Raw genomic sequence first — 12,584 nt, forward strand, 5'->3', positions numbered from 1 at the left:
GGATGGCACGACAGAACAATTCTGCGGGGGCGAGGTCAGCGATTCCCGCGATGGTTCTTGTAGGACTCGGCGCATTCCTCCTCACCATCGCACTCGCCCTGGTGTTCTTCGTGGTGCCGTCACAGAAGAAGACGCCGCTGGACATCAACTCCACGACGGTCACCGAGGTTGTCCCCGGCGCGGTCCTCGTCGGCAAGGCGCTGGCCGGCAACACGCCGACCGAGCTCAACGCCGATCGTCCCGAATGCCGGCCGGCGGACGGCGGAGCCGAGGGCGACGACGCTGAGGTCGCCGAGGGCGACGACGCTGAGGTCGCCGAGGGCGACGACGCTGAGGTCGCCGAGGGCGCCGAGGCCGAGGGCGCGTCGGATTCCGACGAGCAGCTCCCGGTGAACTGCTTCATCGACAACGACATCCCGATGTTCTCGCAGCGTCGTGTCATGGCCGTCGAGCCCTCCGATTCCGACACGGTGACGTTCCAGGCCGCGCAGACGCTGATGCGTGAGGACAAGGCGGAGAGCGGCGACGAGGCCGCGCTGATCAACGCGACCATCGACCGCGTCACCCTGGACCGCGTGACCGCCGAGCCCGTCGACGAGCCCACGAGCACCGTCCAGCTCACCCAGTCCGCCGGCGACGGTGCCGCCCCGACCGGCTTCGTCCGGAACGGCGTCCAGTACAAGTTCCCGTTCGACACCGAGCAGCGCGCGTACGACTACTTCGACGCGAGCACCTTCACCACCAACCCGATCGAGTTCGTCGGCGAGACGACTGTCGGCGGCGTCGAGGCGTACGAGTTCAAGCAGGAGCTCGGCCCGATCGACATGTGGTCCTCGATCCGCGACCACTTCGCGTCGATCTCCGACGGCTACGACCCGACCGTCGAGTCGGTGCTCGCGAGCTACAAGCGCGAGGGCATGAAGGCCGGCGCCTGGGGCCTCGAGGGGGACCCGGAGCGCGAGGTCGACATGACTCGCTTCTACACCAACACCCGCACGGTCTGGGTGAACCCGGAGACCGGTCAGATCGTCAACGGTTCCGAGCAGCAGTTCCAGTTCTTTGCCGAGAACCAGGCCGAGGCCGACGCGTTCTTCGCCGACAAGGCGGCCGTCGAGGAGGAGAAGGTCAACCCGACCCGCACGGCTGTCCGTTTCGATTCGGGCTGGGACGAGGCCACCCAGGAGCGCACCCTCGCGGGCGCCCAGGACTCCGCGGACACGCTCAACACGTTCGGTCGCATCGTGCCGATCATCCTCGGCATCCTCGGCATCCTGTCGCTCGCCGGCGGTATCGTGCTGGGCGGCCGGGGCAAGTCCGGCAAGAAGGGCCGTCGGGGCGCCAAGGCCTGACCTGTAGCAGCAGCCCGGGGAACACAGCCCAGAGCGCCCCGCACAACCGATCGGTCGGATCGGATGTGCGGGGCGCATTGTCGTGTGCGGCGGCGGTGACGCGGGACGGCGGTCAGACCGGGCGCGTCAGGCTGGGCGGGTCAGGCCGTGCGGGTCCCCAGCGCCCGCCAGCCCGCGACGACCGTGGTGACGACGACGACACCGAGCGCGGCAGCCAGCACCCCGACCACGTCCCGGGGTGCGAACCACACCGCCGCCACGGTGAGCACCAGTCCGCACCAGGCGATCGTGGCCTCGACGGTCCGGTCGGTGGCGATGGTGGCGAGCAGGAACGCCTGCAGCACGCTCAGGGTCACGCCGAGTGCGGCGAACGCCCACAGGTACCCGGCCACCGGCTGGTAGTCGGCCCCGACCAGGACGGGGACGAGCGGGGACGCGACCGCCGCCGCGGCCACCACCACCGCGCCGATGCCGAGCAGGACCCCGACTGCCGAGCGGACGGCGCCCCGGTGCCCGGCGGGATCGGCCATGCGCGGGTAGAGCACCGTGCCGACCGCCTGGGGCAGCCAGAACGCGGCCTTGGCGGCTACCGCACCGAGCGCGTACCGACCCGCGTCCTCGGGGGCCAGGAGTGCCCGCGCCAGCAGGAGGTCGACGGAGGTCAGGGCCATCATGACCAGTTGCACCTGCCCGGCCGCGAGGACCGACGCGACGCCCACCGTCGACGACCCGGCATCGCCGGGAGACGTGCGGCGGCCGGCGGCGACGATCCGCGCTGCGACCAGCCACGACAAGGCCACACCGACCGCTCCCGCGGCCAGGGCCGCACCGACCCCACCGCCGAACGCGAGCACGGCCACCGCCGGCACCACCTTGCCGGCCCCTGCCGTGGCGAGCACGATCCCCAGAGCCCGGAACCGTTCAGCTCCCTGGAGCAGGCCCTGCTCGGTGGCGAGCAGGCACAGGATCGGTCCGGGGGCGAGGGCGGCGGCCGTCGCGGCGAGCGGGGTGTCGAGGAATAGGGATACCGGCGCCACCGCGAGCGCGGCGATCAGGGCCACCAGGAGGGCGACCCGGCGGCCCAGCGGTCGCAGTCGGTCGCCCGGGATCCCCCGCACGAGCTCGCGCGCCACGACGGCCTGCAGTGCCAGCGACGGCACGGCCACCAGCAGTTGCGCAGAGAGCAGCGCGGCGAACGCACCGTAGCCCTCCGGGCCCAGCCACCGGGATGCCGGCAGGTGCAGGAGGTAGGCGGCGATATTGGCGAGTATCGAGCCCGCCGTTACCGCCCCGGCGCCCGTCAGGAAGCGCCAGGTGGCCGAGTTCGGCGTCGCCTCGCGCTTCGGAAGAGTCACACCGGTGATCGTAGGCGGGGGCGGTGACGGCTCCGGTGGCGGTGGTGCGGGGTCCGGTCCGGGCGTGGGAGTGTCCGGCCCTGCAGACGTGATGGAATGTGCGCATGTCAGCCCCCGCCTCAGGTCATCGCCGTGCCGCGCTCGTCGACGCCGGCGTCGGCCTGGTCGTGACGACGGCCCTGCTGGCGGGCCTGGCGCGGCCGGGCTTCCCGCTCCTGCGGGACTGGGTGGCCACCCCGCGGCCTCCGTTGTCGGACGCGGCGCTCGGTCTCGGGGAGTCGGCGGCGCGGGCGGTGCCGCAGGATGTCGCCGTGGTGTGGGCGAGCCGCGTGCTTTCCGCGGTCGGGTTGCCGGTCTGGCCGCTGACGGGGCTGCTCACGGCGGTGTTCTGCGTGTGGCTCGCCGTGGCGGCGGGCGCGCTGGTGCGGATGGTCGCGGACGAGCTCCCCGGACCGTCGGCGGTCGGGCCCAGCCCGTCTGCGGTTCGGGCCGCTGCGCTCCGGCTGCCCGCGGTGGTGCTGGCGGTGTGGAATCCGTTCGTCGTGGAACGCCTGCTGCAGGGGCACTGGTCGCTGCTCGCCGGTGTCGCGGCGGTCATGACGATGCCGGTGCTGCTCGCCCGGGCCACGGGACGGTTGCGTGTCGCCGGCGCGTGTGCGGCGTTGGCGGTCGCCGGTCTCACCCCGACCGGCTGGGTGCTGGCCGTCGTCGCCGCCGCGGTGGCCCTGGTCTGCGTGGGTGGACGCAGTCCGCGGCGGGGCGCCGCCGTCGCCCTCGCCGTGACCGCGGCGCTCACGGCGCTGCCGTGGCTGCTCGCGACGGTTATCGCCGGTGGTGTTGCAGCGGGAGGTGCTGCCGGGGCGTCGGGCGGGACGACCGGTGTGGCCGCGTTCGCCGCGCGCGCCGAGCCCGGGATCGGGACGGCCGGGTCGGTGGTGGCGTTGGGCGGCATCTGGAACTCGCAGGCGGTGCCGCCGTCGCGGGCGACGTGGTGGGCGGCCGTGGCGCTGGTGCTGCTGCTCGTGGTGTGGGCGCTGGCGGCGCCGGGACTGTGGCGGGCCCGTCGGCACCCGGCGGTCCGGGCGACGGTCCCCGTGGCGATCGCGGTCTGGGTGCTGGTGGTGCTCGCGGCGACCGGTCCGGGGATCGCCCTGCTCGACGCGCTGGTCGGGGCCGTTCCGGGCGCCGGGCTGCTTCGGGACACCCAGAAGTTCGTGGCGCTGGCGCTGCCCGCGACCGTCCTCGCGTACTCCTTCGCGACGGCGGCCGTGACGCGCGCCCTGACCTCCCGCCCGCTGGGTGCGGTCGGCGTGGCCGTGGCGGTCACCGCCGTCGTGCTGGCCGCCGTCCCGGACGCCCCCCGCGCTCTGTGGGACCAGCTGCGGCCGGTGACGTATGGGCCCGGCTGGACGGAGGTGGCCGGGATCGTCGACGGGCAGCCCGGTGACCTGCTCGTCCTGCCGGCGGGATCGTTCCGGTCCACGCCCCTGTGGGTCGACGGTCGCGCGGTCCTCGACCCGGCGCCGAGGCTGCTCGACGCCCGCGTCCTGGTCGCAGGTGATCTCGTCGTGGGCGGAGCAACGAGTGGCACGACGAGCGGCGCGACCGGCGGCACTACCCCGGCGGGCGCGGGGCAGTCGAGCCAGACCGTGTCGGGGGAGGGGGACCGTGCGCGGCGGGCCACCGACGCGCTGCTGCGCGGCGAGGATCCGCGCGTCCTGGCCGGCATGGGCGTGCGGTGGGTGCTCGACGAGCGCACGTCGGCGGGGCCGCGCGGCGAGTCGGCGACGACCCTGGACGATCCGACGACGACGAAGTTCTCCGACACCGAGCTCACCCTCTACGAGCTGCCGCGACCTGAGGGGTCGGACTGGTCGACCGGCACGGGCACCGGCACCGGCACCGGCGCCTCGACGACCGAGCGGGCGGCGGTTCTCGCGGCCCACGCGGCGTGGCTGATCGCGATGGCGGTGGCGCTCGCGCTGGCGGTCAGTCGACGGTCCGGCCGCTGATCACCCCACTGACGCGACGCCCGGCGGCCACGGCATCGAGGACCTGCGCCATCGCCGACGCGGTGGCGGGCCACGACATCCCCGACGCCTTGCGCCTCGCCGCCTCGCCCATCCGGTCACGACGCGTCGGGTCGGCCAGGAGACTGTCCGTCGCGTCGGTCATGGCCGCGACATCGTGGGTGAGAAGACCGGTCTCGCCGTCGTCGATCGAGTCGCGCAGTCCCGCGGCGTGGTGGTAGCCCACGGTCGGCACGCCGTGCTGCGCGGCCTCGGACACCGCCAGCCCCCAACCCTCCTTGCGCGACGGCATGAGGTGCACGGTCGCGGCGTCGAGTACCCGGTGTTTGGTGGCCTCGTCGACGAAACCGTGGAACACCACCGCGCCGGTATCCGCGGCCTCACTGGTCCCGGTGCCGAGGAGCCCGCGTTCGGCCGCGTAGTCGAGCAGCTTGTCGGCCCACCACCCGCTGCCGATCACGTCGAGCTGCAGGCCGGGGTGCCGCGGTCGCAGGGCCGCCACCACGTCGATCGCGTCCTCGACGTGCTTGTGTGGGACGAGCCTGGACAGGACGACCAGGCGTGGAGCGGTCGCCTCGCCGGCTGCGGACACGACGTCCTCCGGCAGCGGGTCGAGGCCATTGCGCACCACCGCGATGCGTTGCGGGTCCACGCCGAGACCGGCCAGCTCCTCCGACGACGGCAGCGACACCGTCACGTACTGACTGCGCGCGTGCACCCGCGGCGCCAGCCACGATTCGATGAACCACCCGATCGGCGCCACGACCGGCCCAGCGACGGGCCACTGCTCGCGGTGGATGTGGTGCACCAGCACCACGACGGGGGAGGTGGTGGCGAGCCGGGCGAAGAAGGGGACGCCGTTCTGGGTGTCGACGACGACGTGGGGTCGCCGCAGCTCCCCGAGCGGCCCCAGCCCGAACCGTCCCAGGACCATCGCGAGCAGCGCCAGGGGATAGACGGTGAAGCGGCCGCCCGCCCGGCTGTACCGGACACCGCTGGGAGCGGTTTCCGAGCGGGCCGCGCCGGGAGACCGCGAGGTGCGGAAGACGACGGTGTGTCCGGCAGCGGCCAGACCGTCGGCGACGTGCTCGAGGTAGCGCTCGCTTCCGCCGCCCTGCGGATGAGTGCTGTCTCGCCAGCACAGCAGCAGGATTCGGGACACGCGGACACTGTACTCGGGCGCCTCGCCTGAGCATTCCGCCCGGCTCCCGGGCGACGAGATCGCGGCCCGGTTCGGAGGTCGGCGGTATCGTCACCGCCGTGATCACCGACCCCGTCCATCGCTCGGACGTAAACTGCTCGGACGTACATCGCTCGGCCGTCCTGCGCCACGTGGCCCGCCGCGCCACGCTAGGCCGGTCGATGAGGCTGCTGCGCTCGTTCCCGCAGGAGCAGTCCGACCCGGACGCGTTCTACTCCGGGCTGGCCCGCGACACCGTCGAGCTGGTGGCGGACCTGTGGGAGGGCGCAGGCGGCGGGGCCGGCGCAGCTGGCGAGGTTGTCGCTGGCGGTGGGGCCGGAACAGACGGTGTGGTCGGAGCAGACGGCGTCGGTCGGCTGCAGGGGCTCACCGTCCTGGACGTGGGCGGCGGTCCGGGCTATTTCTCCGACGCCTATGCCGCGGAGGGTGCCCGGTACGTCTCCGTGGAGCCGGACGTCGGGGAGATGGCGGCCGCCGGGATCAGCCAGGTCGGCTCGGTCCGGGGCAGCGGGATGGCACTGCCGATCGCCACCGACAGCGTGGACATCTGTATCTCCAGCAATGTGGCCGAGCACGTGCCCGAGCCCTGGACGATGGCCGAGGAGATGTGCCGGGTCACGAGGCCGGGCGGTGTCGTCGTCGTCTCCTACACGCTCTGGTACGGACCCTTCGGCGGCCACGAGATGGGCCTGACCCACTACCTCGGCGGGGACCGCGCGCGGCGGATGTACGAGCGCAGACACGGACACCCACCGAAGAACTACTACGGCGAGTCCCTGTTCGAGGTGGGCTGCGCCGAGGGCCTGGAGTGGGCGCGGTCGACGCGCTCGGCCGACCTGCTGGCCGCGTTCCCGCGCTACCACCCGCGCTGGGCGTGGTGGCTCGTGCGCGTGCCCGGCATCCGCGAGGTGATGGTGTCCAACCTGGTGCTGGTCCTGCGATCGCGCTGAGCCGCCGAGCCGGCGAACACGGACCCCCGGGGCGCCCGACACTGGTCTACAGTGGCCTGGAACACGTTCCTATTTTACTTCCTCGGAGGTCACCGTGGTCGTCGTCCATGACAAGCTCTTCTCCGGCACACGCTGGGCAGATCCCATCACCACCGGTGTCCTCGAGGTCACCTCGCCGGCCACACGAGCCGTGGTGGGGCGCGTCGCGGAGACCACCACCGAGGACCTCGACGAGATGGTCAGCCAGGCCCGCGACTCAGTCGAATCCGGCATCTGGAGCAACACGCCGCCCGCCGAGCGCGGCGCCCTGCTCGGCCGCGTCGCCGACATGCTCGAGGAGCGCCAGGCCGAGGTGTGCCAGATCCTCTCCGACGAGATGGGCACCCCCGCCTCCACCGCCGCGATGATCCAGGTGACGCCGACGCTCGGCGTCCTGCGCTACTACTCGCGTCTGGCCGCGGACTTCCCGTGGAGCGAGGTCCGACAGGGCGACTTCGGTGCGTCCGTCGTGACCCGGCAGCCGGTCGGCGTGGTGGCCGCCATCACCGCCTGGAACGTCCCGCTCTACCTCAACGCCGCCAAGCTCGGCCCGGCACTGCTGTCCGGCAGCTCGGTCGTGCTCAAGCCGTCCTCCGCCACCCCGCTGTCCGCGCTGTGGCTCGCCGAGCTGTTCCGCGCGGCCGGCCTGCCCGAGGGGGTGCTCTCCGTCGTGACCGGCCCCAGCTCCGTGGGCGACCACCTCGTGTCCCACCCGGAGGTCGACAAGATCTCCTTCACCGGCTCGACCGGCGTCGGCAAGCACATCGCCAAGATCGCCGCCGAGAACCTCACCCGGTGCTCGCTCGAACTCGGCGGAAAGAGCGCCGCGATCGTGCTCGAGGACGCCGACCTGGCCTCGGCCGCCGGCACCATGGTGTTCTCCGCCCTGATGAACTCGGGCCAGGCCTGCGTCTCCCAGAACCGCATCCTCGCGCCGCGCTCCCGCTACGACGAGGTGGTCGACGCACTGGTCGAGAACGTCGCGCTCATGCCCGTCGGCGACCCGGCCGACGAGGGCACCGTCTTCGGCCCGCTCGCCAACCACAAGCAGCAGGCCAGCGTGAAGGGCTACATCGCGAAGGGCCTCGAGGAGGGCGCGACCCTCGCCTACGGCGGCGGTGAGGTCGAGGGCCTGCCCGCCGAGGTGGCCGACGGCGCCTTCGTCCAGCCGACGGTCTTCCGCGACGTCGACAACTCGATGACCATCGCCCAGGAGGAGATCTTCGGGCCGGTCATCCAGGTGATCCCCTACGACACGGTCGACGAGGCCGTGCAGATCGCCAACGACTCCGAGTTCGGCCTCGCCGGCGCCGTCTACTCCGCCGACCCGGACGCCGCGCTCGCCGTGGCCCAGCGGGTCCGCACCGGCACGATGGGCATCAACTGGTACGCCTTCGATCCGACCGCTCCGTTCGGCGGCTTCAAGAACTCCGGTATCGGTCGCGAGAACGGACCCGAGGGGCTGGACGCGTACTGCGAGCTGCAGAGCGTGCTCATGCCGTTCGGCTGGGAGCCCACCGAGGGCTGATCAGCGCGTGGCCAACACGAGCCGCTGGAGGTCGCGGCCCACGATCACCTCGCCGTCGTACCCGTCCTGGGCCCAGGCCTTCCACTTCGCCTCGTCGATCACGCCGGTGTGGTCACCCAGGTGTGAGAGCACGAGGCGCGTGGCGCCTGCCTTCTGCGCGATCTTCCCCACCTCCTGGACCTCCACGTGGGACTCCAGGTTGTGGGCGACAAACGCCGGAGGAAGGCCGGAGCCTTCGACGTTGATCGCCTTGTGGACGAGCGTGTCAGTGCCGGCGGCCAGGCGGTCCAGGTTCTCGCTGAGGCGGGTGTCGCCCGAGAACGTGACCGAGCCGTAGTCGGTGTCGAAGCGGAACGCGAACGACGGATACACGGGCCCGTGAGGGACGAGAGTCGCCGTGACGGGGCCGGGGATCTGAGGGCATGAGAGCACCTTCTCGGGGGAGGGGGTAGTGCACGTGACGCGACCCATCCGCACGAGAATATTAAAGAACTTTAAAGAGGAACTCCGGGAGTGGTTGTGAGGCTGCAGGTATGACGAACGTCCGGTGGCGGGTGACGCGCTCCGGTGGCAGCCGGCCCCTCTCACGGGGTCATTCGACCCGGTAGCCGACCCCCCGGACGGTCTGCACCTTGTTCTCGCCGATCTTGCGGCGCAGCGAACGGATGTAGACGTTGACGATGTTCGAGCCGGGATCAAAATCCATGCCCCAGACGCTCTCGAGGAGCTGCTCGCGGCTGATGGTCTCACCCTTGTGGCGCAGCAGCATCTCGAGGAGCGAGTACTCGCGGTTGGTGAGTTCCTGGATTCGTCCGTCGACCTCGACGCGACGGGTCCGGATGTCCAGACGCATGCCCCCGTGCTCGAGGATGCCCGGCCCGTCCGCGTTCTCGTGCTCACGCAGGCGCAGGCGGATGCGGGCCAGCAGCTCCGGGACGCGGAACGGCTTGACCATGTAGTCGTTCGCGCCGGAATCCAGCCCCTCGACCGTGTTGGAGACGCTGTCCCGCGCGGTGAGGATGATGACCGGGGCGGTGAATCCGTGCGACCGCGCCTCACGGAGCAGGGACAGTCCATCCGTGTCGGGAAGCCCGATGTCCAGGAGCATGAGGTCGATATCGGAGATCGTCGACAGGATCGCCTGCGCGCTCTCCCCGTCGACGGCCTCCAGCGCCGTGTACTCCGCGCCGCCGAGTGCCTTGACCAGGACGGAGCGAATGAGGTCATCGTCCTCGACGACCAGGATGTTCGTCATGCAGCTCTCCTTCTCCGAGTTCGGAGTATCGCACGGTGGGGACCGGACAGGTCATTCCACCGTGATCGTGTCTCCCCGATCGGGGAGGAAAAGACCGGTTATCGGAAGCAATTAATCATCGTCGACCACGCCCGGCGAGGAAAGTGGCGCAGGTCCCTCGCTCTCGGTGTCCCCGTTGAGGAATGGGATGACCATGCAGAAGGCGGCGCCGCCCTGTCTCGAATTGAACGCGAAAGCCCGACCGCCGTGGGCGCGGGCGATCGTCGACACGATGGCCAGCCCCAGTCCGGTGCCCCCGCGTCCGTCGCGGAGCTGACCTCGTGCGGTGTGGAACCGTTCGAAGATGCTCTCCTCCTCGCCGGGCGGGATCCCCGCACCGCTGTCCCGCACCCACCAGAGCAGTCTCCGATTCGACCGGTCGGCCTCGGCGGCGGCCGGAACCGTGGCCGCGACGACGTCTGGGTTGATCGTGGGGTCCCCCGGCTGGAGTATCCGGCACCCGATCTCGATGAGATCGCCCGGCTTGGTGAAACGAACAGCGTTGGAGCAGAACTGCATGAGCGCCTGGGTGATCCGGTGCGGATCGAGGACGGCCGTTCCCTCGGCATACGGGAGGACATTCCAGTTGCGATCCGCGAGTACCTCGACCTTGGCCTCGATGTTGAGGATGAGTTCGGAGACCTCCGTGGGCTCCGTGACGAGGAAATCGGGCCGGTCAGCACGGGCGAGGGTGAGCAGGTCCTCGACGATCCGGGTCATCCGCGACAGCTCGTCCTGGATGACGAGTGTCGTCGCCGCCCGCCCCTCGGCGTCCTCGGGCATGAGGTCGAGATTTCCCTGCACGACGGTGAGCGGCGTGCGGAGCTCGTGTCCGGCATCGTCCAGGAACTCCCGTTGGGTGCGGTAGGCCTCGTCGACGCGCTCGAGCATCTCGTTGACGGTGTTGGCGAGGGAGATGATCTCGTCCGGTCCGTCCGCCGGCACGCGTCGAGACAGATGCGCAGCGGAGATGGTCGCGGCGGCCTCGCGGATCCGGCGGACCGGCACGATCATGCGGCCGGCGATCCACCATGCGAGGAACGCGCTGAGGACCATGCCGGCAGCGCTCGCGAGGATGAGCGACTCGGCAACGCGACGGGTCTCGGCGGACGTGTCGATGACGTTGACGGCGACGACGAGGTTCACCGGCCCCGCGGGACTCTCCACGGTCGTCTTCCGCCACGCCACCTCGTCGTTGACCGTGCCGGACTCCCCGGAGTCGCTCAGTCCGATCCTCTGGATCTGCGACCGGGTGGCTGGCGGGAAGAGGCGGTCTTCCGACGGGCCGAACCGCGACAGCGTGAACTGGGTTCCGGACTCGCTGGCGGTGCCGATGAGGAGGAGCTCAGCCGACGGATACTGCTGGGCGAGGTACGCGCGCAGGAGTTGCTCGACGGTGGGGTCCTCGGTCTCGAACGAGGGCAGGATGCCGGCCGTCATGAAGGTGGTGAAATCGGCGGCTTCGCGGTTGAGGCGGGTGTCGATGTTCCGCTCGGCGCTCAGGGTCAGCAACTGGCTGGTGAGAACGATCATCGCCGCGAAGACCGCAGCGGTGATGAAGGTGATCCCCACGGTGATCCGCAGGCGCGCCGAGTTCCACCAACGAATCGGGGTGGGCGTCGTCTTGTCGCGACTCACCTCTCGGCCGGGAGCCCGATGCCGGAGTCGGCCGGGTCGACGGCTGACTCGACCTCTGGGGCCGTCACGACGAGCGCGGGCACCTCTGTGTCTGAGTCTGTGGACGGGGCCGCGTCCGTGGGTGCGTCGGCATTCGTGTCACCGGTACCCTGGCCAACTGCAGCGGTGTCGGTCTGCGGCGCGGCATACCGCGTCATGTCCGGGGCGTCGCCGGCAGCGCCCGCCGTGCCGTCAGGAGCGGTGGTCTTCGTGATGGTGGCAGGGCTCTCGGTCGGCACGGTCACCGTCGCGGCGGGAGGAGGTGAGCCCGGGACTCCGGCATGGATCTGCGGGCCGGCCATCTGGATTTTCCCGTTGCCGGTGTCGACAAGTCCCCGGACGCCGTCGACTGCCCGTCCGGAGGCATTGGCCTTGCCGGTGTTGCTGCCGTTGCCCTTGCCGTTGTTGCCGTTGTTGCCACTGTTGTTGTCCGCGGCGTGCGGCGGCGGTCCCGGGACCCCTGCGTGCGGTGGGGGGACCTGTTCGCCTGCGTGCGGCGGCGGTCCCTGTTCGCCTGCGTGAGGCGGAGGGCTGCCCGCGGCCTGGGAGGGGAGGTCCGGGCGACCGGGGTCGGGAGCATCCATGTCGTCAACCGCTGCCGATGACACTCGATCCTGCTCGTTGTTCGGAACATTGACCAGAGGCGGGCGGGGGGCGTTCGCGGGGGATAGTCTGGCGGGTGACGGGTTCGGCCCCGGGAGCAACGAGGTGAGGGGTGCCCAACCGCTGTTGTCACCGATCTCCTGTCGGGGGAGGGGTGAGAGATCCATCGCGGCCGCCGGCAGCAGGGGCAGCAGCGCGGGGATGAGTGCGGATACCACGACGTTGCCGTGGCCCTCCATGACCGTCAGGTGCGGGCGCAGACCGTCGATCGCGGTGCCGGTCTGGCCCTCCATCGCCACGTCGCTGGATTCGAAACCGGCGTCCGTGGCATCTCCCGCCGTCGTGGGCAGAGATTCTCCGGCGGAGTTGTTGAACAGGGGCAGGCGTTCGAGGTCGCCTGAGAGAGCGACGATCCCGAGTCCGCCGAGGACAACTGGTATCGCTGCTATTGCGACGGTGACGGACCGCATCTGCCCCCTTCCTCCGGTTTGAAGACAGGTCAACTAGCTACTATCGCACGACCGGGTCCGCGATGGTTGATCCTGAACACATTCTAAT

10 protein-coding genes are annotated in these 12,584 nt (G+C 70.9%); 4 read left to right on the top strand and 6 right to left on the bottom strand.

Annotated elements, in window-relative coordinates; all coding sequences use genetic code 11:
* Positions 1 to 2 precede the first annotated feature (2 nt).
* Entirely contained in the window at positions 3 to 1,349 is a 1,347-nt protein-coding gene (locus tag OPF83_RS05105; protein ID WP_264886136.1) for a DUF3068 domain-containing protein, read from the top strand.
* A gap of 140 nt (positions 1,350 to 1,489) precedes the next feature.
* On the opposite strand, the gene OPF83_RS05110 is transcribed toward OPF83_RS05105, so the two are convergent.
* A complete protein-coding gene (locus tag OPF83_RS05110; RefSeq protein WP_375546208.1) occupies positions 1,490 to 2,704 on the bottom strand; it encodes a polysaccharide biosynthesis protein in 1,215 nt (404 codons plus the stop codon).
* Positions 2,705 to 2,808: 104 nt separating this feature from the next.
* On the opposite strand from OPF83_RS05110, the gene OPF83_RS05115 reads away from it, so the two are divergent.
* Positions 2,809 to 4,716, top strand: coding sequence for a hypothetical protein (locus tag OPF83_RS05115; protein WP_264886137.1), 1,908 nt, complete (start codon positions 2,809 to 2,811; stop codon positions 4,714 to 4,716).
* Here OPF83_RS05115 and OPF83_RS05120 read toward each other — a convergent pair.
* A complete protein-coding gene (locus OPF83_RS05120) occupies positions 4,694 to 5,887 on the bottom strand; it encodes a glycosyltransferase family 4 protein (RefSeq protein WP_264886221.1) in 1,194 nt (397 codons plus the stop codon). The genes OPF83_RS05115 and OPF83_RS05120 overlap by 23 nt on opposite strands.
* Before the next feature lie 209 nt (positions 5,888 to 6,096).
* Between OPF83_RS05120 and OPF83_RS05125 the strand changes: the two genes are divergently transcribed.
* Complete coding sequence (locus tag OPF83_RS05125) at positions 6,097 to 6,885, top strand: class I SAM-dependent methyltransferase (protein WP_264886222.1); 789 nt, start codon at positions 6,097 to 6,099, stop codon at positions 6,883 to 6,885.
* A 94-nt stretch (positions 6,886 to 6,979) separates the two neighbouring features.
* Positions 6,980 to 8,452, top strand: coding sequence for an aldehyde dehydrogenase (locus tag OPF83_RS05130; protein WP_264886138.1), 1,473 nt, complete (start codon positions 6,980 to 6,982; stop codon positions 8,450 to 8,452).
* Here the strand turns inward: OPF83_RS05130 and OPF83_RS05135 are convergent, their stop codons facing one another.
* The 4 genes from OPF83_RS05135 to OPF83_RS05150 form a co-directional block, all read right to left on the bottom strand.
* Positions 8,453 to 8,923, bottom strand: a complete 471-nt coding sequence (locus OPF83_RS05135) for an MBL fold metallo-hydrolase (protein WP_264886139.1) — start codon at positions 8,921 to 8,923, stop codon at positions 8,453 to 8,455. It lies immediately after the preceding gene.
* 121 nt (positions 8,924 to 9,044) lie between these two features.
* Positions 9,045 to 9,707: a response regulator transcription factor gene (locus tag OPF83_RS05140; protein ID WP_264886140.1), complete on the bottom strand. Its 663-nt coding sequence runs from the start codon at positions 9,705 to 9,707 to the stop codon at positions 9,045 to 9,047.
* Positions 9,708 to 9,818: 111 nt separating this feature from the next.
* On the bottom strand, positions 9,819 to 11,384 hold the full coding sequence (locus OPF83_RS05145) for an ATP-binding protein (protein WP_264886141.1): 1,566 nt from the start codon (positions 11,382 to 11,384) through the stop codon (positions 9,819 to 9,821).
* Positions 11,381 to 12,496, bottom strand: coding sequence for a hypothetical protein (locus OPF83_RS05150; protein WP_264886142.1), 1,116 nt, complete (start codon positions 12,494 to 12,496; stop codon positions 11,381 to 11,383). The genes OPF83_RS05145 and OPF83_RS05150 overlap by 4 nt, the downstream gene beginning before the upstream one ends.
* Positions 12,497 to 12,584 lie beyond the last annotated feature (88 nt).

The sequence above is a fragment of the Dietzia sp. NCCP-2495 genome, from assembly GCF_026011735.1.
Taxonomy (GTDB): domain Bacteria; phylum Actinomycetota; class Actinomycetes; order Mycobacteriales; family Mycobacteriaceae; genus Dietzia.

Coding starts and splice junctions, on each gene's coding strand:
- OPF83_RS05150 (WP_264886142.1), bottom strand. CDS start 12,496: ATGCGGTCCGTCACCGTCGCAATAGCAGCGATACCAGTTGTCCTCGGC.
- OPF83_RS05105 (WP_264886136.1), top strand. CDS start 3: ATGGCACGACAGAACAATTCTGCGGGGGCGAGGTCAGCGATTCCCGCG.
- OPF83_RS05115 (WP_264886137.1), top strand. CDS start 2,809: ATGTCAGCCCCCGCCTCAGGTCATCGCCGTGCCGCGCTCGTCGACGCC.
- OPF83_RS05135 (WP_264886139.1), bottom strand. CDS start 8,923: ATGGGTCGCGTCACGTGCACTACCCCCTCCCCCGAGAAGGTGCTCTCA.
- OPF83_RS05140 (WP_264886140.1), bottom strand. CDS start 9,707: ATGACGAACATCCTGGTCGTCGAGGACGATGACCTCATTCGCTCCGTC.
- OPF83_RS05125 (WP_264886222.1), top strand. CDS start 6,097: ATGAGGCTGCTGCGCTCGTTCCCGCAGGAGCAGTCCGACCCGGACGCG.